The organism is Brevundimonas aveniformis DSM 17977, assembly GCF_000428765.1.
GTDB lineage: Bacteria > Pseudomonadota > Alphaproteobacteria > Caulobacterales > Caulobacteraceae > Brevundimonas > Brevundimonas aveniformis.
The window spans coordinates 303,273-324,857 of sequence record NZ_AUAO01000003.1 but is presented as its reverse complement, the minus strand read 5'-3'; the positions used below and the strand labels follow the sequence as shown (position 1 = coordinate 324,857).

Here is a 21,585-nt window from a genome sequence, read left to right as displayed (position 1 = left end):
GTGAAAGCGCCCCGGAGATCACTCTCCGGGGCGTTCTTTTTTGCCCGATGCCTAGGCCTGGTCCGTTGAGCGTCGAACGATCTCGTCCCCACGGCCCAGGGGATCGGGGAGGGGCTCGTCGTCACCCACAAAGGCCAACGACACCGAGTTTATGCAATAGCGGGTACCTGAGGGCGGCGGACCGTCGGGAAAAACGTGGCCTTGGTGACTGTCACAGCGCGCGCAGCGCGTTTCCACCCGAACCATACCGTAGGAGCTATCGCGCACGCCGAGCACATTCTCGGGTCGATAGGGTGCGGTGAAAGAGGGCCAACCCGTCCCGCTTTCGAACTTGGCCTGGGCCCGGAACAGCGGCAGGCCGCACAGACGGCAGGCGTAGAGGCCCGGTCGCTTCTCGGCCAACAGCCCCCCACAGAAGGGCGCTTCGGTCCCGTGATTGAGGAGGACGCGTCGCTCCTCATCGTCAAGGCCGCTTTCGAGCCTCTGACGTTCAGCGTCTGTCGGTGGGGTCAGGTCGAATTGAGAAGGGGCGCTCATGGCCATGAAAATGGCGAGCGCCCCTTCAAGGTTCAAGTCTGTGTGAATCAGCCGCCGAAGAGCGATCCAACCCACGCCCGCACGGCAGCTTCGTCCGTCGGATTGCCCGTATAGGCGAGCCCGCCCGCCGGCGTATGGCCGACATTGGATGCACGGGTACGTCCGAACCAGGTCTTGTGGCCGTAGTTCAGATAGCCATGGCCGGACGGAAGAGCGACGCGGGTTTGCTCGAAGTGGATCGAGTCGGCCCCCGTCGGCGACCCGGCGATCCTGACATTTGGCAGGGTGGCCAGCATGTCGACCACATCCAGACAGGCATTGCGGCACCCGCCGTCAACCAGCACGACGACATTGCCGCGCATGGCGCTGGTTGGGGTTGCGACTTCAGCCGGCGCGGCTGCCTCTTCACCTTCCACAGCCGCAGCCTCGATAGCCGGGATGGGGGGGGTGATCTGCTGGGTGAAGGTCTGTGCGCCTGACGCCGCGGCAGCATCAAACTGGGCAATCAGATCCTGCATCTGACGAACGGCGCCGGGGTAGTTGGCCGCAAAGACCGGATCGCCCTGCATACGGCCCAGGGTATCCACGAAATACTGCCGGTTATCAGGTGAGACACGATAGACGATCTGACCTTCGATCCGCTGTTGCGAGACACGATAGTCGACGCCCCACAGACGGTTCGCCAGGGAATAGCCCAGAGCTGCCGAACCGGCACGCGCGCCGCGCAGGTCAATGACCACATTGCCGCCCTGGATGGTCGCCAACTGCTGGTCGATCTGGGCCAGGAAGGCCTGAGAAGCACTGCCTTGGGTCAGGTCATGCAGATGGATCCAGGTGCCGCCATTGAAGGACTCAACGCCCAGGGGCACCTGCGGGGTGTAAACGGCTGAGGCCCAAGCGGCCCGGCGCGAAGGCTCGGGAGCGAAGGTGCCGATCAGAGTGTAGTCCCGACCGCGACCGCGCCCATTGTTGGCAAAGCGGCAACTGCCGGGAAGGCCCCCGATGAACGGGTTGCCGCGGTCCCAGAACAGATAGGGGGCGGTCTGTTCCCGGTCGCCAGGCTGATCCAGATTGCCTTCCCAGTGGTCCAGCCGCTGGCGTGCAAACTCTTCAGCAGACAGATCGCCGCACGAAATCAGCGTGGCTCCGACGCTGGGCATGTTGCGCGCGGACGGATCAACCCAGGTCACGACATACTGGCCATCGCGCCAGGCCGTGGTCATCTGGCTCCAAAGCTGGCCATCCCAGAGGGGCGGGGTCTGCCAGTTTGGGTCGAAGGTAATGTTGGTGTCCTCCAGGCTGCGGGCAAAGCCACGCATGGTGAAGGCGTAGTCATCGGCATCGCGTACGCGCCCGGCGCGATCACGCGCTTCAGCGTAACCTGAAGCGAGTCGCTGGGCGAAGCCTGCTTCGTCACCGCCCGTCACGAGAGCCGGGTGGTTTTGCTGAATCTCCTGGTGGAGGGCTTCGACATCCTGTTGAGCGGCGGCGCGCCAGTCCTGAGCATTCGCTGCAGTGACAGCCAGGAGGCTCACGGAGGCTGCAAGGGCAAGGGTCTTCATAGGCGTAGGGTCCTTTCGGGACGAACGTCTTGGGCAATGGCCCGGGTTAAACCTCATTGAGCGCCTGTTTGCCAAGCACGTTCCATCGGGCTAGGCGTGCCCTTTCGCCGAACGCGCGAAGGGTTTTTATGTTCAGCAAGATCTTAATCGCCAATCGCGGCGAAATCGCGGTCAGGATTATCAAGACCTGTCGTCGGATGGGGATTTCCACCGTTCAGGTCTATTCCGAAGCCGACGCCGACAGCCTGGCGGTCGAGATAGCGAACGAATCGGTCTTCATCGGGCCGGCCCCTGCGGCTGAAAGCTACCTTGTGGCTGACAAGATCATCGCGGCCGTCCGAGAAACGGGTGCCGAGGCTGTGCATCCCGGCTTTGGCTTCCTGTCCGAAAACGCCGAATTTGCGCGTCGGCTACGCGACGAGGGCATCGCCTTCATCGGTCCGAACCCCGAAGCCATCGAGGCGATGGGCGACAAGATTACGTCGAAAAAGTTCGCCGCTGACGCCGGTGTCAGCACTGTACCGGGCCACATGGGCCTGATCGAAACGCCGGAGGAGGCCGTCAGGATCGCGGCGGAGATCGGCTATCCGGTCATGATCAAGGCCTCTGCGGGTGGCGGCGGCAAAGGTATCCGGGTTGCCCATTCCGACGCCGACATGGCGGAGGGCTTTGCGGCGGTGAAGGCTGAGGCCCGCAACGCTTTCGGCGACGACCGTGTTTTTCTCGAGAAATTCATTGTCAGCCCGCGCCACATCGAGATCCAGGTGCTGGGCGACAAACACGGCCATGTCGTTCACCTGTTTGAGCGAGAGTGTTCGATTCAGCGTCGAAACCAGAAGGTCATCGAGGAGGCCCCCAGCCCCCTACTTGATGAGGCCACTCGGATGGCCATGGGCGCGCAGGCCGTCGCTCTGGCCAAGGCTGTCAACTATGACTCGGCCGGGACCGTGGAGTTTGTCGCCGGCCAGGACAGGTCCTTCTATTTCCTCGAAATGAACACCCGAATTCAGGTGGAACATCCGGTCACCGAGCTGATCACGGGTGTCGATCTGATTGAGCAGATGATCCGATCGGCCGCCGGCGAGCCACTGGCCTTCAAGCAGGACGATTTGTCGATCCATGGTTGGGCCATCGAAAGCCGGATCTATGCGGAAGACCCCTATCGCGGCTTCCTGCCGTCCATCGGGCGGCTGAGCCGCTATCGCAAGCCGGATGAGGGCGAACGCGCCGATGGCACTGTGGTGCGAAATGATTCCGGCGTCCGGGAGGGCGACGAAATCTCGATGTTCTATGACCCTATGATCGCCAAGCTCTGTGTTTGGGGACCGGATCGCGCGACCGCGATCGCGGGCATGGCGGTCGCTCTGGAAGAGACACATCTCGAAGGTGTGGGCCAGAATTTGCCCTTCCTGTCAGCGGTGATGGATCAGACTCGGTTCCAGTCAGGCGAGTTGGCCACCAGCTATATCGCGGACGAGTTTCCGGACGGCTTCCACGGCATTGAACCTGACCCGTTCCAGTTGGATGTGATGGTGGCGTCTGCGGCCATGATGCATGCGTTCGAACGCGCTCGAACGGATGCGCCGGACCGCTTCGACTGGACCGTATTGATCGACGGGACGACCCACGATGTTCACCTGGATCTGACCGGGGAGGGCCTCGGTATTCGCTATGATGACGGCCGCGTCGTGTTGATGGCGGATGCCGACTGGCGACCGGGCCTCCCGCAGCTCACCGCCACGCTGGATGGCCGGCCTTTTACCGTGGAGATCAAACGACGCGCCGACGGCTATGACATCCGCCATCGCGCCGCCCGCAAGCGGGTTCGGGTTCTCAGCCCGCAAGTCGCCGGCTTCTACGCCGGCCTACCCGAACGGAAGGCCCCCGACACCGCCAAGTTGATCCTGTCGCCGATGCCGGGGCTCATGGTGTCCGTCGATGTAGAGCCCGGCCAGGACATCAAAGCCGGCCAGGCTGTGGCCGTCATCGAGGCCATGAAGATGCAGAACATCCTTCGTGCCGAGCGTGATGCCACGGTGAAATCGGTTCTGGTCAAGGCCGGCGACAGCGTCGCCGCTGATGATGTGTTGATCGAGTTCGCCTAACGACGACGGCTGGCCGCAGCCCCGAACAACAGGGCCAGGACGCCGGCGATGATGCCTGTCGTTACCAAGGGTTTGCGGCGCGCAAAATCGACACTCTTGTCGGCCACGTCACGGAACTCGTCCGGGAGGTCCTGGGACAGGCGTTCGGCCTGATCGACCGCCCAGCCGTAGCCTTCCACGGCCTTGCCCCTGATCTCGTCCACCCGGCCTCGCAGCTCCAGACCGACGTCACCGAGCGATTCACCGGCCACCCGTTCAACGGTCCCGCGGGCCTTCGTCATCGCCCCAGAAGTCTTCGCGTCCATGGTCTTTCCTTTCCAAGGGCGTTGTCACCAACGGAAAGCGCGCCGAAAGGCGAAGCGTTCCGTCAGGGCGTCGTACCGCGTCTGCGAAACGGTGAAAAGTTTTCGATCATGACGACAGCCTCTTCGGCGACAGCCCGGCCCTCGTGCTCAAGATAGTCGGCCACGGCCCTGCGTAGGCCGGGGTGAGCGATGTAGTGGGCCGAGTGAACCGTTCGGGGCAGATACCCGCGCGCGAGCTTGTGATCTCCCTGAGCGCCCGCCTCGACCCGTGGCAGGCCTAAGTCGATCGCGAGCTCGATGGCTTGATAGTAGCAGAGCTCAAAATGCAGGAAGGGGCGGGGACTGATGGTGCCCCACTGTCGTCCGTACAGGGCATCGCGCCCAATGAAATTCAAAGCCCCGGCGATCGGTCGTCCCGCATCACAGGCAAGAACCAGCGCGATCCGGTCTGACATTCGTTCACCAATCCGCGAAAAGAACTCGCGATTGAGATAGGGGCGACCCCACTTGCGCGAGCCGGTGTCGAGATAGAAGGCGTAGAACGCATCCCAGACCGCCTCGGTCAAAGCGTCCCCGCGCAGGATGCGAATCTCCAGGTCCTGCGTCGCCTCGCGTCGCTCTCGCCGGATGGTCTTGCGGTGGCTTGAAGATAGGTGGCTTAGATAGGCATCAAAGCTGTCGTAACCTTTGTTCTCCCAGATAAATTGACGATCCTGACGCGCCAGAAGCCCCGCCTCGACCAGTAGGCCTTGGTCCGCGTCGTCAGCAAAATTGATATGGAGTGAAGACAGGCCGTCCCGCTGTACCAGCGACACGGCAGCTCCGAGCAGGGCCCGCTTCTGCTCCCACTTTTCGGCAATCAGTCGAGGCCCGGTAACCGGCGTAAAGGGCACACCCCCAAGCAGCTTGGGATAATACTGGCCCCCGGCGCGCTCAAAGGCGTCAGCCCAACTGTGGTCAAAGACGTATTCGCCCTGGCTATGCCCCTTGAGATAGAGCGGCATGACGCCGACCACGGCGTCCGCCTCGACCAGGGAAATGTGACGGGCGGCCCAACCGTTCGACGGCTGGGCACAGCCCGACGCCTCGCAGGCGTCCAGGAAATCAAAGCTGACGAAGGGATCGCCGGTCGGCGCGGCCAGCCGATCCCAGTCGGCTCGCCCGATGTCAGCGATTGAACCGTGAATACGGGCGTTCAGGCTCACCGCACCTCGACGATCGCATCAACCTCGACGGCGAAGCCCAACGGGAGCTTGTACACACCAACGGCTGAGCGGGCATGGCGCCCGACTTCGCCGAAGACCTCGACCATAAGGTCCGAGCAGCCGTTGATGACTTTGGGGATCTCAATGAAATCCGGTCCGGCCTGAACAAACCCGCCGAGCTTGACGATCCGCGTCACCCGGTCGAGGTCGCCTTCAAGGGCCGCATTCATCTGTGCCAGAAGATTGATCCCCGACAGCTTGGCCGCGTGGACAGCCTGGTCGATGTCCACGTCGACCCCGACGGTGCCCTTTACGCCGCCCGATGCGTCGTTCGAGAGCTGACCGGCGATGTGCAGAAGGTTGCCCGAACGCATGAAGGGGACGTAGTTGGCGACGGCGGCGGCCGGCGGCGGCAGGTCAATACCCAGTTCCTTCAGGCGATCCGCAACAGACATGGTCAGCTCCTCGTGATTTGCGGCGGCGGTTTAGCCCGCCAAAGCCGGTCGCGAAAGGGTGCCGCGAATTCTACATGGCCTCCGCGTTGCAAATCCGGACAACGCCCCCTAGTTTCCGGCCTCCCTTATTCCAGCGCGGGCGGGGGCCGGCGCTTATCTGATCTTTCTCGGAGACTTCATGTCCGCGAACCCGGCTTCTGGTGCCGCCCCTGAAGGTGGCCTGCTCGCGATTCTCGTCAACTTCGCGCCGTTCATCGTCGTCTTCATCCTGTTCTACTTCCTGCTGATCCGCCCGCAGCAGCGTCGGGCCAAGGCGCATGCGGAATCGGTATCGGCGATCAAGCGCGGCGACACGGTCGTCCTGTCCAACGGCATGATTGGCAAGGTCACTCGCGTCGAAGACCAGGAGGCCATGGTCGAGATTTCCCAAGGCGTGAATGTCCGCGTTCTCAAGAACATGGTCGCCGAAGTCCGCGGCAAGGGCGAAATCGCTGCCGCCAACGACAAGTCCTGATCCCTAGAAACGGAGCCGGGCGCTCGCCATGCTGCAGCTAGCTCGATGGAAATTTGTGGTCGTCATTCTGGCGGCGGTGCTGGGTCTTCTGTTCGCCATGCCGAACCTGTTGACCCGCGAACAGCGCGATGCGCTGCCCGGCTGGCTCCCGCACAATGCCCTGAACCTTGGCCTTGACCTGCGCGGCGGCTCCTATCTGCTGCTGGAAGCCGATGTTGATGCGCTCAAGGTTCAGCGCATCGCCAATCTGGCCGAGGACGTCGAGACGACCTTGAACCGGATCGATGTGGCCCATGATCGTCCGGTCCGTGGGGCCATGGGCGTTACGGTTCGGATCACCAACCCAAGCCAGTATGATCGCGCCTTGACCGAACTGCGCGGCTTGGTTCGCCCTGATCCGAACAATCCCGGCCAGACCAATTTCACCGTTCGCGCCCAGGACGGCGGCGTCGTCAGTCTCGGCTTCACCGAAGCCCAGTTCGCGCGTGAGGCCTCGGACGCTGTGGCCCGTTCACTCGAGGTGGTCCGTCGGCGTCTCGATGCCACCGGCACCAACGAGATCAACCCTGTGCGCCAAGGTGCGGACCGGATCGTCGTGACCGCCCCGGGCGTCAGCGATCCTGCGGAAATGGAGCGTCTGATCGGTCAGACAGCTCGTCTGACCTTCCATGAGGTCGACGATAGCGACCGGATCGTCGAAGCTCTTCAGTCCGGTCGCCCGCCTTACGGCTGGATGGTTGTCACCGACCAGGACGGCCAGCCGCGTTTGCTGCGTGAGCGTCCGCTTCTGACTGGCGACATGCTGACCAACTCATCGGTCGCCTATGATCAGAACAATCAACCTGCCGTTGGTCTTCAGTTCAACGGGGAGGGGGCCCGGATCTTCGGCGACTACACCACCCGCAACGTCGGGCGGTCTTTTGCCATTCTGCTAGACGGAGAGATCGTCTCCCTGGCCAACATTCGTGAGCCCATTCCCGGCGGCAACGGACAGATCTCAGGCGTTGGCGGCATTGATCGTGCGACGGAAATGGTGACCCTGCTGAACGCCGGGGCCTTGCCGGTCGAGCTGACCGTTGAGGAGCGCCGCGTGGTCGGTGCCGAGCTCGGGGCTGACGCCGTTCGTGGGGGTGCGATCGCCACCGCCGTCGCCTTCGTGCTGGTTCTCGCCTTTATGATCGTGACCTATGGCTTCCTGTTCGGCGGGATTTCGGTGGTCGCGCTTCTGGTCAATGGCGTGCTGATCATCGCCGCCATGTCGATGATCCAGGCCAGCCTGTCCTTGCCGGGGATCGCGGGTCTGATTTTGACCCTCGCCATGGCCGTTGACGCCAACGTCATCATCTATGAGCGCATGCGTGATGAAGCGAGGGCAGGCAAGTCGGCGGTCCTGGCCATGGATGCTGGCTTTGCGCGCGCCTGGGTCACCATCGTCGACGCCAACCTGACCACCCTAATCGCCGCCTGGATCATGTTCTTCTTCGGATCAGGACCAGTTCAGGGCTTTGCCTGGACCCTGTCGATCGGTGTCATCACCTCGGTCTTCACAGCCGTGATGATCTCCCAAATCCTTCTTGGTATCTGGGTGCGCGTGGCGCGACCCAAGACCCTGCCGATTGTATGAGGCGGACATGAGCAACTGGTGGCCCCTCATCAAGATCGTCCCGATCCAGACGAACTTTAAGTTCGTCAAATACGCCAAGCCCATGGCGGTATTGTCGATCATCGCCGTGATCGGATCGCTCTATCTCGCGTTGACGCCGTTCTCGCCCCCGTGTGGCGGCTTGAACTGTGGCGTGGACTTTACGGGCGGCGTTCTGATTGAGGTCGATACGGGCCAGACACCCGTGGACCTGGCGGCGGCGCGCGAAGCCCTATCGGACACCCAGGGACGCCAGGATGTCCAGGTTCAGAACTACGGCACCTCGTCAGACCCATCGGGTCGCTATCACGCCATGGTTCGTTTCCAGCCGCCTCAGGGCGTGGCGGGGCCTGTGGCTGTCGATCAGGCCGAGGCTGCGCTGCAGGCGGCCCTGGGCGAGAATATCCAGTTCACCCGTCAGGAAGTGGTCGGTCCCAAGGTCTCGGGCGAACTCTTTGTTGGCGGCATCGTCGCCCTGCTCGTCGCGATCGGGCTGATGATGCTCTACATCTGGTTCCGATTTGAATGGCAGTTCGGTCTGGGCGCCGTGGTGGGCCTGTTCCACGACGTCATTCTGGTGTTCGGACTGTTTGCCGTCACCAAGATGGAGTTCACCCTGACGGCGGTGGCCGCCGTTCTGACGGTCATAGGCTATTCGATGAACGACACCGTCGTCGTCTTCGACCGCCTTCGTGAAAATCTACGCAAATACAAGAGGATGCCTCTGCGCGACGTCATCGATCTGTCGATCAATGAGACCCTGAGCCGGACCATCATCACAGGGGTGACCGCCTTGATGGCCTTGACGGCGTTGGCCTTGCTGGGTGGCGAAACCCTCTTCGGCTTCTCGGTGGCGCTGATCTTCGGGATCATTTTCGGAACCTATTCGTCGATCTACGTCGGGGTGCCGATCATCCTGTTGTGGGGTGTCAAGCGCGGCGCAGCGGCAGACGACGATGAGCCCGAGCCGGTCAAGCTAGGGATGGCCTCCCGGCCCTGACCGCAGGTTATCCGACGAATGGATTTGGACGCCCAGGTTCGGGCATCGGACTTCGACCGCTGGGCCTCCAGTCGACTGGTCGCCGATGAGCGTCTGCGTCGCGATCTGATCACCCTCTACGCCTTCGAGGCTGAACTGATGGCCATCCCGGCCAAGGTCAGCCAGCCCTTGCTGGCACAGATGCGCTACACATGGTGGTCGGATCAGCTGGATGGCGTATTCGCCGGCGAGCCGCGGAAAGGCCATCCTGTTCTGGAGCGACTATCGAGCGTCGTGCGAGCCCACGGCGTGCAACGCGCGGTGTTGGACGCGCTCATCGAGGCCCATGTCGGTCGGATACAGGACCAGCCGCACAATCTTGGTGCCTTCTTCGTAGGGCCGATGCGCGAGGCGGTCCGGATTCTTGGAGGCCCGGGCGACACCGCCTCCACGGAGAAGGCCGGGGAGGTCTGGGGGCTGACCCAGACGGGGCGGTTCGATGAGGCCGCTCGTCTGCGACCGGAGGCCAACCGGGGACTGCGAGGGCTGCCGGTTCGTGCCTTTCCCGCGGTGGCCCATGCGGCCTTACGCGATCCCGCGGCCCCCGAGGCGATCAAGCGTTTGCGCCTTGCCGGGGCCGCATTCGTGGGGCGTGTATAGGGCCTGGCTCCTGGGAGGGACTAGCGATGCCGATACGAGGACTAGCGTTTGTCGCGCTGGCTATAGTCTGCTTGTCAGCGGGCGCGAGCGCCGCGGATGAGCGATCTCCCATCCAGTTCACGCGGGGTGCGATCGACGCGACCCTCGAAGGCGCGGTGGTGCGCGGGGACCGTGACATCTATCCAATCAACGCTTCCGCCGGCCAGACGATGACGGTGAGCGTGTCCGGTCTCGAAGACAATGTGGCGTTCCAGATCTATCCGCCGGGCACCCATTATTCCCAGGACGAATTGGACATCTGGACGTTTCACGCGCGGCCAGTGCGCGGTACCGAAGCTGACACCACGGCCTGGTCGCGTCGTCTGGCCAGTGCCGGTCAATATCTGATCGTCGTAGGCTCAACGCGCGGGAATGCGACCTACAGTCTGAATGTCAGGATCGAATAGGGCCTAGCCGAGAGGCATTTCGCACCCTATAGCCGCGTCTCGATGACCCAGCCCGCAGACGTTTCCGACACGATCCGCGCCCGGCTGTTTCCGTTTCCGCGCGCTCATCTCCTGTCCGCCGTTGATCTGGAGCGGCCAGACGTCGACGCTCTTCTTGATCTTGCAGACGCCTTTCTCGAATTCGGGCGGCAGTCCGCAAAGAGCCTGGACCTGTTGCGCGGGCGAACCCTGATCAATCTGTTTTTCGAGAACTCGACGCGCACACAGGGGTCGTTCGAGATCGCCGGAAAGCGGTTGGGGGCAGATGTCATCAACATGGCTGTCGGGGCCTCGTCGGTCGCCAAGGGCGAGACGTTGATCGACACGGCGTCCACCCTTGCTGCCATGCGGCCTGACCTTCTGGTGGTCCGGCACTGGGGATCGGGGGCGGCAGAGCTGCTCTCGCGTAAAGTCGGGTGCTCGGTGATCAACGCCGGTGATGGCCAACACGAACATCCCACCCAGGCATTGCTTGATCTGCTGACGTTGCGACGGGCCTTTGGAGCGGATGTTGGGTCGCTGTCCGTGGCGATCTGTGGCGACATTCAGCACAGCCGGGTCGCGCGATCGAACGTCGCCCTGCTGCAGGCCATGGGTTGCGAGGTGCGTTTGGTCGCTCCGCCGACCTTGCTGCCGTCCGAAGTTGACCGTTGGGGTGGCCAGGTGTTCACCGATATGATCCAGGGCATCTCAGGGGTCGATGTCGTGATGATGCTTCGGCTCCAGCGCGAACGGATGAGCGGGGCCTACGTCCCCTCCACGCGCGAGTATTTCCGCTTCTGGGGGCTGGATGCCGACAAGCTGGCCCACGCGGCACCCGGCGTCAAAGTCATGCATCCCGGCCCGATGAATCGGGGGGTCGAGATCGATTCCGGCGTGGCCGATGATCCTGCCGTGTCCCTGATTTCGGATCAGGTCGAGGCGGGCGTAGCCCTGCGCATGGCCGTGCTGGCCTCTTTGGCGGAAAGAATGGAGGCAGGGCAGTGAGCGGTCGCGGCATCGCGTTCATAAACGCCCGTCTCGTCGACCCGGCCAGCGGCTATGACGGGCCTGGCTGTGTCTTGGCCCGCGACGGTCTGATTGAGGCGGTCGAACGCCAACCCTCTTTTGTAGAGCGTGTCACAGACGCCCGTGTGATCGATTGCGAGGGGGCTGCGCTCTCGCCAGGCCTCATTGACCTGAGAGTCAGGACCGGCGAGCCGGGGACTGAGACGAGAGAGACGCTTCGTTCGGCGGCAGACGCTGCCGCGGCCGGCGGTGTGACGACCATCGTTCTGCAGCCGGACACGAATCCGGCCGTCGATGAGCCGGCGCTCGTCGACTTTCTCATGCGTCGCGGGCGCGATCTCAAATCGGTTCGAGTCCTGGCGGCCGGCGCTCTGACCCAGGGCCTCAAGGGGCAAGCCCTGGCCGAGATCGGTCTTATGGCCGAGGCGGGGGCCGCCTATTTCACCGACGCCGATCAGGTCATCGCAGATAGCCGGGTGTTGCGCCGGGTGATGGCCTATGCCGGGGCCTTCGACGCCTTGATCGCCCACCGGCCCGCCGACCCTTTTCTGACGCAAGGCGCATCAGCCACAAGTGGCGAACTGGCCTCACGGATGGGCTTGCCGAGTGCGCCGGCCATCGCCGAACGCATGGGGCTTGAGCGCGATCTGGCCCTGGCTGAGAGCACGGGCGTGCGGTTTCTGGTCGATCAGATCACTACGTCCGAAGCCCTCGATGTTCTGGCGCGCGCACGCAGCCGAGGCGTGGAGGTCGCGGCGACTGTCTCGATCAATCACCTCTGCTTCAATGAGGTCGACATCGGGGACTATCGCACCTTCATGCGGTTGAACCCGCCGCTCAGGCCGGAGAGGGATCGCCTGGCCATGGTTGAGGCGGTCCGCGACGGGCTCATCGATGCCATCGTCTCGGCTCACACGCCGGTCCCGGCAGAGGGCAAGCGATTGCCCTTCGCCGAAGCGGAGCCTGGCTCGATAGGTCTTGAAACGCTGTTGGCCGGCGCGCTGACCCTGCACCATGAGGCCGGGATCGATCTCCTGGATGTCTTGCGTCCGCTGACGGTGGGTCCGGCGGATCTGATCGGCCTGGAAGCTGGGCGTGTGAGCGTCGGGGCACCGGCGGATCTGGTGCTCTTTGATGTGGATGCCCCCATCGTTGTTGACGCGGACCGACTGATTTCCCGCTCGAAGAATACCTGCTTCGACGGGCGGCGACTTCAGGGACGCATCCTGATGACGGTCGCCGGCGGTCAGGTCGTATGGCGGGACGGCCAGGCCTGATATCCGGCTGCACGGTGTGCCGGCCGGCATGGCTGTTGGCTGGACTCCCGTCAAAGTGCTATTCGCAAACCTGGGTCACAGTGCGGAGGGATGATGGCTGATCTGGCGGGCGTGGCCGTGTGGACGTTACTGCTGGTGGTCGTGGGAGCCTATCTCCTGGGCTCCATTCCCTTCGGCCTGATCGTGACCCGTCTGGGCGGGGCAGGGGATGTACGTTCGATTGGCTCCGGCAATATCGGCGCAACCAATGTGCTGAGGACTGGTCGCAAGGAACTGGCCTTGGCAACACTGGTTCTGGATGCCGGCAAGGGCGCCGCCGCCGTGCTTCTGGCCCGCTGTCTTTTCGACAATGAAGCCGTGACGGCTATTGCCGGCGGTGCGGCCTTCTTCGGTCACCTGTTTCCAGTCTGGCTCGCCTTCAAGGGCGGCAAGGGCGTCGCGACCTTTTTCGGCGTCCTTCTTGCTCTGGCCTGGCCAACAGGGCTGATCGTGGCGGGGGTCTGGATCGGCGTCTTTGCGCTGTCGCGCATCTCTTCCCTTTCCGCCCTTGTAGCGGCGGCAACAGCCCCGTTCGTTGGCTTGGCGCTGGGGCTCCCTGGCCCGAGCATCATTCTGATCGCGGCCATGGCAACGCTGATATTCTTTCGGCATCAGGAGAATATCGGGCGCCTGATCCGGGGGCAGGAGCCCCGCTTCGGCACGAGTAGGTGACCGATAGGCTCACCCCTGAGGAACGCATCGCGCGCCTGACTCTGGCGCGAACGGAGCGGGTTGGGCCAGTTACGTTCCAGCAACTGCTGCGACGTGAGGGAAGTGCTCAGGCTGCACTGGAACGGTTGCCTGAGTTAGCGCGCCGCGCAGGAGGGCAGAAACCGAAAACACCCTCGCCAGACCAGATCGCACGAGAGATCGACGCCGGCGAGGCCCTGGGGGCTCATCTGATCGTCCAGGGCGACGACGCCTATCCGGCAAGTCTGGCGACCTTAGAGGGAGGCCCTAGTGTCCTATGGGCGCGCGGGCATCTCGACCTGCTGCAGCGCGACAGCATCGCCCTTGTCGGTGCCCGCATCGCGTCGGCTGCGGGTCAGCGGTTCGCTCAGGGTCTGGCCGTTGAAATCGGCGGGGCCGGTCTGGTCGTCGTATCCGGCATGGCGCGAGGCGTTGATGCCGCTGCTCATCTCGGAAGCCTGCGGACCGGTACCGTGGCGGTCCTCGGCGGCGGCGTAGATGACGTCTATCCAGCCGACAATGCGGGCCTGTATCAGCGATTGATCCAGGAAGGCTGTGTCCTGTCCGAAAGTCCGATAGGTCATCGTGCTCAGGCGCGCGACTTCCCACGGCGCAATCGTATCATTTCCGGTCTGGTGCGCGCCGTGGTCGTGGTTGAGGCTGAGCTTCGGTCGGGCTCCCTGATTACGGCCCGGCTGGCCGCCGAGCAGGGGCGAGAGGTGCTGGCTGTACCCGGATCGCCGCTCGATCCTCGGTGCGCGGGGACCAATGACCTTATTCGGCAAGGCGCGTCTCTTTGCGCGGGGCTCGATGATGTTCTACGCGCGATAGAGCGGCCCCGCGGCCTGTTCGAGCCCGCGCCTGTCTACGACGTCGCTGACGTGGAGACGTCGGATCAGGCCCTGATTGACAGGGTCTTGGGCTTGGTTGGCCCGACGCCGATTGCCCGCGATGACCTCATCCGGCTTAGCCGAGGATCTGCGGGAGCCGTTCTTGGGATTCTGCTCGAGCTAAGCCTGGCTGGGCGGATCGTGGTGGGACACGACGGGGCGGTGTCGAGGTCAGACTAGATTGGGGCCTCGGGCTGGTGCTGTGCAAACTGGGTGGCGAGGTCCAGAACCTGCGCAAGGCGGTCATCGCCGGCCGAACGAGCAAGGTCAGCAAGTTCCCCTGTAAGCGCGGCGATGTAGTCGTGTGTGGCAGAGCTTGCGATGTGGTTTAGAGGATCCGTCGGCATCAGCATCAGTGATCTCGCTCTAAGGTTGTATCACGATCTAACCCGCCTTACCCGCATTCGCAAGCGTCAGATTTCCCGCCCGCACATCGAAATCGGGGGCTTTGTTGACAAGCCATGTGGTCGCCCCCACTTTCCCGCTCCTTTTTGAAGGGCGCAGCTTCCCCGCATGAACGTCGTCGTCGTCGAGAGCCCGGCGAAAGCCAAAACGATCAACAAGTATCTGGGGCCGGATTACACTGTCCTGGCTTCCTATGGTCACGTCCGCGATCTGCCTCCCAAGGATGGTTCGGTCCGGCCCGACGACGACTTCGCCATGGAATGGGAGGTCGACGCCAAGGCCTCGAAGCGGCTGTCCGACATCGCCGCCGCCGTGAAGGATGCCGACCGGCTGATCCTCGCCACCGACCCGGACCGTGAAGGGGAGGCGATCAGTTGGCATATTCTTGAGGCCCTGAACAAAAAACGGGCCCTGAAGGACAAGACGGTTGAGCGGGTGACCTTTAACGCCATCACCCGTTCTGCTGTGACCGAGGCGATGGCCAATCCACGGGCCATCGATATGGAGCTGGTTGACGCCTACCTGGCGCGGCGAGCCCTCGACTATCTGGTGGGTTTCAACCTGTCACCGGTGCTATGGCGCAAGCTGCCGGGTGCCCGCTCGGCCGGTCGTGTTCAATCGGTGGCGCTCAGGCTGATTGTTGATCGTGAGATCGAGATCGAGAAATTTCGCGCCCAGGAATACTGGACCGTCGAGGCGGACATTACGGCGGAAGGCCCGCCCTTCCTCGCACGGCTGGTCACCCACGGCGGAAAGAAGCTTACCAAGTTCGACCTGAACAACGAGGCCTCGGCCCTTGTCGCGAAAGCGGCGGTGGAGGCCGGAACCTTCACGATTCGCTCAGTTGAGAAAAAGCCGGCACGGCGCTCGCCCCCGCCGCCCTTTACGACCTCAACCCTACAGCAGGAGGCGGCTCGCAAGCTCGGCTTCTCCGCTCAACGCACCATGCAGACGGCGCAGAAGCTGTACGAAGGTATCGATGGTGAGGGGGGGCTGATCACCTATATGCGGACCGACGGGGTCGATGTGTCCCCCGAAGGGCTCGCCGAGGCGCGTGACGTCATCAAGTCCCATTATGGGGCCGCCTACCTCCCCGAAGAAGCACGTCGCTACAAGTCCAAACAGAAGAACGCCCAGGAGGCGCACGAGGCCATTCGCCCCACCAGCCTGGCCCGCCGCCCAGAAAGCCTTCGCCTGGATGATGACCTGCGGCGCCTTTACGATCTGATCTGGCGACGCATGGCGGCGTCTCAGATGGAAGCCGCGCGGGTCGAGCGCACCACGATCGAGCTTGAGACAGCCGATGCACTCACTGGGCTGAGGGCGACAGGCCAGGTGGTGACCTTCGACGGCTATCTGGCGGTGTATGAAGAGGGCAAGGACGACGCCGATGACGAGGAGGGCGGTCGTCTGCCGGCTGTTCGCGAAGGGGCCTCGGCCAAGATAGAGGCCGCCCGGGCCGATCAGCACTTCACCGAACCGCCACCGCGCTATTCGGAAGCCAGCCTGGTCAAGAAGATGGAAGAGCTGGGGATCGGCCGACCGTCAACCTACGCTTCCACGCTCACGACGCTGCGCGACCGCGAGTATGTGCGCATGGAACGCCAACGCTTCGTGCCGGAGGACAAGGGCAGGCTGGTGACGGCCTTCCTTGAGCAGTTCTTCGCGCGTTGGGTGGAATACGATTTCACCGCTGCACTCGAAACCCAGCTGGATGAAGTATCCTCGGGTGACCTCGACTGGAAGGTCCTGCTGCGTCGCTTCTGGACCGATTTCCACGCGGCCACCCAGGCGGCAGGCGAGCTGCGGACATCGGTGATTCTGGATCACCTGAACGAAGCCCTAGGTCCACATATATTTCCCGAGAAGGCCGACGGGTCTGACCCCAGGCTTTGCCCGAGGTGTGGCGAAGGTCAGCTGAGCCTGAAGACCAGCCGCTTTGGGGCCTTCATCGGCTGTTCGAACTATCCGGAGTGCAAGTACACCCGACCCATTGGACAGCCGGCCGATGCCGAGGGCGCAGAGGGACAGGACAGCGGCGATCGCGAACTGGGCACCGATCCGGCAACCGGACAACCGATCACGCTCAAGAACGGTCGTTTTGGCTGGTATGTTGAAACCCCGTCGGAGGGCGATAAGCCAAAACGCTCGTCTCTGCCCAAGGGCTGGTCCCCAACCTCATTGGACCTTGAGCAGGCGCTGCGCCTGCTTAGCCTGCCGCGGGAGGTTGGCGCTCATCCCGAGGACGGCAAGCCGATTACCGCAGGTCTGGGCCGCTACGGCCCGTTCGTGGCCCATGCCGGCACCTATGCAAATCTGGGGGATATCCAGGAGGTCTTTGATATCGGCCTGAACCGGGCCGTGGCCTTGCTGGCCGAGAAGCGGGCGGGACGTCGCGGGGGCGGTTCCACAACGGCCCTGAAGGATCTCGGGCCCCATCCCGAAACGGGTGAACAGGTTCAGGTCATGCCGGGCCGGTTTGGCCCCTACGTCAAGTCCGGCAAGGTCAATGCCACCCTGCCGAAGGGGGTAGATCCCGCAGAGGTGACCTTGGGACAGGCGGTGCAGTTGATCGCAGCCAAGGCTGCCAAAGGCCCCACCAAGAAGCCGGCTCGAGCAGCCAAGGCGGCCAAGCCAAAAGCTGCGAAGCCAAAATCGGGGTCAAAGGCCAAGAAGGCCACCGGCTGATCTGGAAAGACCTGTGGGCGATTCCGTCTGGGCGCTTTCCGATTTACGTCTGATTTACCATATCAGGCTCACCGTTCCTATGTCGGAGGCGTGAGTCCGTTGCATACCAAGAGCCCCCTGTTCGACGAATTTGCCAGGCTCACCACCGGTGCCATGGGCCTTGCCCAGGCTGCCGGTGACGAGGCCAAGGCCGCAATGCGGGCCCAGGCCGACAAGATTGCGGTCGAAATGGATCTGGTCCGCAAGGACGAGCTCGAGGCCCTGAAAGCTGAAATTTCGGCCCTGCGCGCTGAACTCAACGCCATCAAGGAAACCCCGAAGACGGGAACGGCACGCAAGGCTGCTCGCCCGAAGGACGCAGCCGGTTGAGCCGAATCTCGCATTCCCTCTACTGTTTCGTTGCGGCGACTGAGTCGCCTGAGAGGATCGAGTATGGACGCGCCCACGGCTGAAGAATTTGAGGCTCCGCACGATCCCCTGGATATTGTCGAGCATGTGTTGGTCGCCGAAAATCTGCCTTTCGACCGGATAGGCGACGGAGATCTGGCGTTTTCGATCGCGGGATCTTGGAAAGACTACGAGCTTTGGTTCGCCTGGCGGCCCGAAGGCGACTGCCTCCAGATTTGTTGTTCGATCGATTTGCGCGCGACCAAGGCCAAGCGCGCCGCCCTGCATGAGCTTGTGGCCCTGATCAACCAGCGGGTTTGGCTGGGCCATTTCGAGATATGGACTGAAGATGGAGAGATCGTGTTCCGACATGCCCTGTCGCTGCCCGGCGGCGAGCGCCCGACGCTGGCGCAGGCGGCGGCCATGATTGACGCCGCGGTGGAAACCGCGGATCGCTTCCATCCGGCGTTCGATTTCCTCCTGCGCGGAGCCAAGAGCCCGGTGCAGGCGCTCGACGCCTGCATGTTCGAGACTGTCGGCACGGCCTGAGGTCGTGTCTGTTCGCACGCTTCTTGTCGGCTGTGGCCGGCTTGGCGGCGCTATCCTGTCGGGCTGGAAGCTGACCGGGTCGGTTCCCATGGCCGAAATCGGGATTTTGACGCCTTCGCGCAAGGCCGTTGCCGACGCGGCCGCCGCGGACGGGGCAGACCTAAGCCCCCGTGACATGTCGTCCGTCGAAACGGTTGTCTTGGCGGTCAAGCCGGCGAAATGGCGGGCGGTGTCCGAAGACCTGGCCTCGCAGGTTCCAGTTGGTGCCACACTGATTTCGGTCATGGCTGCCGTTCGTGCCGATGCCATGGCCGAGGTGTGGGGGCATCGACCGATAGCCCGGGTCATGCCGACCACCGCCGTCTCTCAGGCCAGGGGCGTAGCAGCGACCTGGGGTTCGACCTCGCAGGCCAGGGACGCCATCGAGCGGTTGTTCGGCCCCTTGGCCAAACTCGTGCCGGTCGAGCGCGAGGCCGAGATTGATGTGGCGACGGCCATGTCTGGCTCAGGAGCAGCCTTCGCCTACGCCTTTGTGCGTGCGCTCGCCCGAGCCGGGATTGCGCGCGGACTCACGGACAAACAGGCGCTTGATCTGGCGTTGGCGACCGTCGCCGGAGCCGTCGGCAAGCTCGAGATGCAGCCTAACCCCGATGGACTTGTCGCGGAGGTGGCGTCACCCGGAGGCACGACCGAGGCTGGTTTACGCGTGCTGGAGCCAAGTTTGACGCAGCTCCTGGACCGAACGGTTGCCGCCAGCCTTGAGCGTGTGGAGGAGCTTAGTCTCGGCGGTTAAACAGCCGGTTGCGACCTGAACTTGGCTCAGGAATTGAGGCTTCGAACAGGCCGGCTTTTTCAAGTGGCTTGGCGATGTCCCTGATCGCTGTTGCGTCCGAAAGGGCGACACGCCGTCTGATCCCGGACGCTGTTCGCATTCAGGTTCCTGACCAGTTCGACAGAGGGGTGGCTAAACGGCTCGAAGGCGACCGCGGCCCCGCGAAACGCTCCGGCAACAAGATTGGATAGCCCCATCGGGCCTCTATGGTTGATCCACGCGCCGCTGTCGAGGCAGACATAGGGCTGCTCTAAGCCCCCCGAGGTCTGAGCCGCTCAACTCGACATCACCACCGTGGGCGCGGGCGATATCACGCGCGATGGCCAGGCCGAGGCCAACGCCCTTCCGATTCTGGTTTCGGGCCTCATCGAGTCGCGAGAACGGCTTGAACGCCTCCTCATACAGATCTGGCGAGAGGCCGGGCCCGTCATCCTCGACGACGATCTCGAGGACAGCGTCCGACACGGTACGGGAGCTGATCTGTACGGTCCGGCCGTGGCTGGCTGCGTTGTCCACCAGGTTTGCCAGAGCGCGCCGCAGACCGTTGGCGCGCCCGGTGATTGTCAGGCCGGGTTCAAGATCAAGGGTGACCTCGGCACCGGCACGCTGAGCGTTGAGCGCGACGGCCTCGCACAGGTCTTCAACCCTAATAGCCTCCGCCACCTCGCCGGCCTCGCCCTGGGCGAAGGCGAGATATTCGTCGATCATGTGCTCCATCTCGGACAGGTCGTTGGACATGGCCTGTATCGATGACGAGGGGTCAGCCAGGGCCAGCTCGAGTTTGAGACGGGTCAGCGGTGTTCGAAGATCATGGCTGACCGAAGCGAGCAGGGCGGTGCGCTGGTCTATGTGGCGCTGGATGCGTTCGCGCATATCCAGGAAGGCCAGGGCAGCCTGCCGGACCTCGCGGGCTCCATGCGGCTTGAAGGCCACGTCGTCTTCCCCCCGCCCGAACGCCTCGGCCGCATCCGCCAGGCGCTCGATTGCACGGACCTGATTGCGGATGAAAAGGATGGCAATGGCCGTCAGCAGGACAGTCGCCCCACCTAGCCACAGAATGAAGATGTGGCCACGGGTCGCAAAGGCCCGCTCGCGCGGGGCAATGAACCTCAGGACACCCGCGTCGACCTGAACCTGAATCTCGACGTGGTTCGGGTAACGGGTCGTATCGAACCAAAACGGCTGCGGATCCAGTCGTACCGACAAGGCGCGGTCAAGGGATCTGTCCAGGGCCACGAAGAAGGCGGGCCGATCGCGTGTCGGCAAGGTGCTGCCTTCACGCAGGGCCACCGAAAGCTGCATGATCTGAGCCTGCTCGGTAATCTCCGCCAGATGGGCCGGGGAGGGATCGTCCAGATAGCTGTCGACGGCCCAGGCGACATCCCCCGCCAGGCCTTCCGAGAGGCGCGCCGTTACCGTTTCCCAATGTGCCTCAAAGAAGGCCCAGGTCACCGCCACCTGCATCAGGGCGATCGGCAGCACGATGATGAGCAACGCTCGCCCCCACAGCGAGGTCGGCAGTCGCCGTCGCAGAAGACGGGCCCACAGGCGCATGGGGGAAGAGGCGTTCACGTGTCCACTCAGTCCGGGGCCAGCATGTAGCCAATGCCACGAACTGTTTGAAGGTATCGCGGTGTTCTCGGATCAACCTCGATCTTGCGTCGAAGCCGGGTGACCTGAACATCAACGGCGCGTCCGGCCGCATCGGCCTCGGTCGAGGCCAGCTTGTGACGTTCGACGGGCGCGTTGGCGCTCAGCGCCAGCGTCTTGAGCAGTTGGGCCTCCGCCTCGGTTAGCCGTACCGGCAGGCCGTCCCGAGAAAGTTCGGAGCGTTCCATATCGAAGACACAGGCCCCCAGTCTGATCTGCTTTTGGACCCCCGCGGGCGGACCCGCGCGGCGAAGGATCGCCTCGATCCTGAGCAGGAGTTCCTTCGGCTCAAAGGGCTTGGCCAGATAATCATCCGCCCCGAGCGATAGGCCTTCGATCCGGTCCGCCGGTAACCCGCGCGCGGTCAACATGAGCACAGGCACCCCACCGAGGCCGGGCTGACCTCGAAGCCATTTGACCAGCGAAAAGCCGTCTTCACCCGGCATCATCACATCGAGTACCAGCAGGTCAAAATCCATCAGGCTGACCAGTCGCCTGGCAGCCGCCCCATCCGAGGCACCCGTCACGCGGAAACCCGCGCGCGACAGGAACTGCTTCAGCAGGTCACGAATCCGGTCGTCGTCATCCACCACCAAAAGATGGCGTTGCGCGGCTCCAGAACCCGCCTGGCTCATGGGGCTATCCTCAACTTGACCCGTGGGGCTGCACAGCGTCTAACCGCGCCGTACAGAGCCTCAATCCGCCGACAGGAGATCAAGAT

General features: G+C 63.4%; 21 protein-coding genes. 14 read left to right on the top strand and 7 right to left on the bottom strand.

The window, feature by feature from the left end; all coding sequences use genetic code 11:
* Positions 1 to 51: 51 nt before the first annotated feature.
* Entirely contained in the window at positions 52 to 543 is a 492-nt protein-coding gene (gene msrB, locus G391_RS0110140; protein ID WP_245572079.1) for a peptide-methionine (R)-S-oxide reductase MsrB, read from the bottom strand.
* A gap of 41 nt (positions 544 to 584) precedes the next feature.
* Positions 585 to 2,099 (bottom strand): hypothetical protein, encoded by a 1,515-nt coding sequence (locus tag G391_RS0110135; protein ID WP_029087418.1) that lies wholly within the window; start codon positions 2,097 to 2,099, stop codon positions 585 to 587.
* Positions 2,100 to 2,227: 128 nt separating this feature from the next.
* On the opposite strand from G391_RS0110135, the gene G391_RS0110130 reads away from it, so the two are divergent.
* On the top strand, positions 2,228 to 4,204 hold the full coding sequence (locus G391_RS0110130) for an acetyl-CoA carboxylase biotin carboxylase subunit (protein WP_029087417.1): 1,977 nt from the start codon (positions 2,228 to 2,230) through the stop codon (positions 4,202 to 4,204).
* Here G391_RS0110130 and G391_RS0110125 read toward each other — a convergent pair.
* The 3 genes from G391_RS0110125 to G391_RS0110115 form a co-directional block, all read right to left on the bottom strand.
* Complete coding sequence (locus tag G391_RS0110125; RefSeq protein WP_029087416.1) at positions 4,201 to 4,509, bottom strand: CsbD family protein; 309 nt, start codon at positions 4,507 to 4,509, stop codon at positions 4,201 to 4,203. The two genes, G391_RS0110130 and G391_RS0110125, sit on opposite strands and share 4 nt — an antisense overlap.
* A gap of 62 nt (positions 4,510 to 4,571) precedes the next feature.
* Positions 4,572 to 5,714: a GNAT family N-acetyltransferase gene (locus G391_RS0110120; protein ID WP_029087415.1), complete on the bottom strand. Its 1,143-nt coding sequence runs from the start codon at positions 5,712 to 5,714 to the stop codon at positions 4,572 to 4,574.
* A complete protein-coding gene (locus tag G391_RS0110115) occupies positions 5,711 to 6,169 on the bottom strand; it encodes a RidA family protein (RefSeq protein ID WP_029087414.1) in 459 nt (152 codons plus the stop codon). Before G391_RS0110115 ends, G391_RS0110120 begins: the two co-directional genes overlap by 4 nt.
* Positions 6,170 to 6,347: 178 nt before the next feature.
* Between G391_RS0110115 and yajC the strand changes: the two genes are divergently transcribed.
* From yajC to G391_RS0110045, 13 genes are all read left to right on the top strand, one after another.
* The gene (gene yajC, locus G391_RS0110110) at positions 6,348 to 6,683 is read left to right on the top strand and encodes a preprotein translocase subunit YajC (RefSeq protein ID WP_051257290.1); all 336 of its coding nucleotides are present in this window, start codon (positions 6,348 to 6,350) and stop codon (positions 6,681 to 6,683) included.
* A 28-nt stretch (positions 6,684 to 6,711) separates the two neighbouring features.
* Positions 6,712 to 8,307, top strand: coding sequence for a protein translocase subunit SecD (secD, locus tag G391_RS0110105; protein ID WP_029087412.1), 1,596 nt, complete (start codon positions 6,712 to 6,714; stop codon positions 8,305 to 8,307).
* Positions 8,308 to 8,314: 7 nt separating this feature from the next.
* Positions 8,315 to 9,325, top strand: coding sequence for a protein translocase subunit SecF (gene secF, locus G391_RS0110100; protein WP_029087411.1), 1,011 nt, complete (start codon positions 8,315 to 8,317; stop codon positions 9,323 to 9,325).
* Between the two features lie 18 nt (positions 9,326 to 9,343).
* Entirely contained in the window at positions 9,344 to 9,964 is a 621-nt protein-coding gene (locus G391_RS0110095) for a squalene/phytoene synthase family protein (RefSeq protein WP_035304257.1), read from the top strand.
* Between the two features lie 71 nt (positions 9,965 to 10,035).
* Complete coding sequence (locus G391_RS14535; protein WP_051257289.1) at positions 10,036 to 10,410, top strand: hypothetical protein; 375 nt, start codon at positions 10,036 to 10,038, stop codon at positions 10,408 to 10,410.
* A gap of 42 nt (positions 10,411 to 10,452) precedes the next feature.
* The gene (locus G391_RS0110085; RefSeq protein ID WP_029087409.1) at positions 10,453 to 11,436 is read left to right on the top strand and encodes an aspartate carbamoyltransferase catalytic subunit; all 984 of its coding nucleotides are present in this window, start codon (positions 10,453 to 10,455) and stop codon (positions 11,434 to 11,436) included.
* Positions 11,433 to 12,734, top strand: a complete 1,302-nt coding sequence (gene pyrC / locus G391_RS0110080; RefSeq protein ID WP_029087408.1) for a dihydroorotase — start codon at positions 11,433 to 11,435, stop codon at positions 12,732 to 12,734. Before G391_RS0110085 ends, pyrC begins: the two co-directional genes overlap by 4 nt.
* Before the next feature lie 93 nt (positions 12,735 to 12,827).
* A complete protein-coding gene (gene plsY, locus G391_RS0110075) occupies positions 12,828 to 13,445 on the top strand; it encodes a glycerol-3-phosphate 1-O-acyltransferase PlsY (RefSeq protein ID WP_029087407.1) in 618 nt (205 codons plus the stop codon).
* Entirely contained in the window at positions 13,442 to 14,533 is a 1,092-nt protein-coding gene (gene dprA, locus G391_RS0110070; protein WP_029087406.1) for a DNA-processing protein DprA, read from the top strand. The genes plsY and dprA overlap by 4 nt, the downstream gene beginning before the upstream one ends.
* Before the next feature lie 333 nt (positions 14,534 to 14,866).
* The gene (gene topA / locus G391_RS0110060) at positions 14,867 to 17,446 is read left to right on the top strand and encodes a type I DNA topoisomerase (protein ID WP_029087405.1); all 2,580 of its coding nucleotides are present in this window, start codon (positions 14,867 to 14,869) and stop codon (positions 17,444 to 17,446) included.
* 99 nt (positions 17,447 to 17,545) lie between these two features.
* Positions 17,546 to 17,815, top strand: coding sequence for an accessory factor UbiK family protein (locus tag G391_RS0110055; protein ID WP_029087404.1), 270 nt, complete (start codon positions 17,546 to 17,548; stop codon positions 17,813 to 17,815).
* 63 nt (positions 17,816 to 17,878) lie between these two features.
* The gene (locus G391_RS0110050) at positions 17,879 to 18,382 is read left to right on the top strand and encodes a type III secretion system chaperone family protein (RefSeq protein ID WP_029087403.1); all 504 of its coding nucleotides are present in this window, start codon (positions 17,879 to 17,881) and stop codon (positions 18,380 to 18,382) included.
* Positions 18,383 to 18,386: 4 nt separating this feature from the next.
* The gene (locus tag G391_RS0110045) at positions 18,387 to 19,175 is read left to right on the top strand and encodes a pyrroline-5-carboxylate reductase family protein (RefSeq protein ID WP_029087402.1); all 789 of its coding nucleotides are present in this window, start codon (positions 18,387 to 18,389) and stop codon (positions 19,173 to 19,175) included.
* A 243-nt stretch (positions 19,176 to 19,418) separates the two neighbouring features.
* On the opposite strand, the gene G391_RS0110040 is transcribed toward G391_RS0110045, so the two are convergent.
* Both G391_RS0110040 and G391_RS0110035 read right to left on the bottom strand, forming a co-directional pair.
* Positions 19,419 to 20,768 carry an ATP-binding protein gene (locus tag G391_RS0110040; RefSeq protein WP_029087401.1) on the bottom strand — a complete coding sequence of 450 codons (1,350 nt, stop codon included), beginning with the start codon at positions 20,766 to 20,768 and terminating at the stop codon, positions 19,419 to 19,421.
* A 26-nt stretch (positions 20,769 to 20,794) separates the two neighbouring features.
* The gene (locus G391_RS0110035; protein WP_029087400.1) at positions 20,795 to 21,499 is read right to left on the bottom strand and encodes a response regulator; all 705 of its coding nucleotides are present in this window, start codon (positions 21,497 to 21,499) and stop codon (positions 20,795 to 20,797) included.
* Between the last annotated feature and the right edge of the window lie 86 nt (positions 21,500 to 21,585).

Coding starts and splice junctions, on each gene's coding strand:
- secF (WP_029087411.1), top strand. CDS start 8,315: ATGAGCAACTGGTGGCCCCTCATCAAGATCGTCCCGATCCAGACGAAC.
- plsY (WP_029087407.1), top strand. CDS start 12,828: ATGGCTGATCTGGCGGGCGTGGCCGTGTGGACGTTACTGCTGGTGGTC.
- G391_RS0110095 (WP_035304257.1), top strand. CDS start 9,344: ATGGATTTGGACGCCCAGGTTCGGGCATCGGACTTCGACCGCTGGGCC.
- msrB (WP_245572079.1), bottom strand. CDS start 543: ATGGCCATGAGCGCCCCTTCTCAATTCGACCTGACCCCACCGACAGAC.
- G391_RS0110085 (WP_029087409.1), top strand. CDS start 10,453: ATGACCCAGCCCGCAGACGTTTCCGACACGATCCGCGCCCGGCTGTTT.
- G391_RS0110125 (WP_029087416.1), bottom strand. CDS start 4,509: ATGGACGCGAAGACTTCTGGGGCGATGACGAAGGCCCGCGGGACCGTT.
- G391_RS0110135 (WP_029087418.1), bottom strand. CDS start 2,099: ATGAAGACCCTTGCCCTTGCAGCCTCCGTGAGCCTCCTGGCTGTCACT.
- G391_RS0110130 (WP_029087417.1), top strand. CDS start 2,228: ATGTTCAGCAAGATCTTAATCGCCAATCGCGGCGAAATCGCGGTCAGG.
- G391_RS0110035 (WP_029087400.1), bottom strand. CDS start 21,499: ATGAGCCAGGCGGGTTCTGGAGCCGCGCAACGCCATCTTTTGGTGGTG.
- G391_RS0110115 (WP_029087414.1), bottom strand. CDS start 6,169: ATGTCTGTTGCGGATCGCCTGAAGGAACTGGGTATTGACCTGCCGCCG.
- G391_RS0110040 (WP_029087401.1), bottom strand. CDS start 20,768: ATGCGCCTGTGGGCCCGTCTTCTGCGACGGCGACTGCCGACCTCGCTG.
- secD (WP_029087412.1), top strand. CDS start 6,712: ATGCTGCAGCTAGCTCGATGGAAATTTGTGGTCGTCATTCTGGCGGCG.
- yajC (WP_051257290.1), top strand. CDS start 6,348: ATGTCCGCGAACCCGGCTTCTGGTGCCGCCCCTGAAGGTGGCCTGCTC.
- topA (WP_029087405.1), top strand. CDS start 14,867: ATGAACGTCGTCGTCGTCGAGAGCCCGGCGAAAGCCAAAACGATCAAC.
- G391_RS0110050 (WP_029087403.1), top strand. CDS start 17,879: ATGGACGCGCCCACGGCTGAAGAATTTGAGGCTCCGCACGATCCCCTG.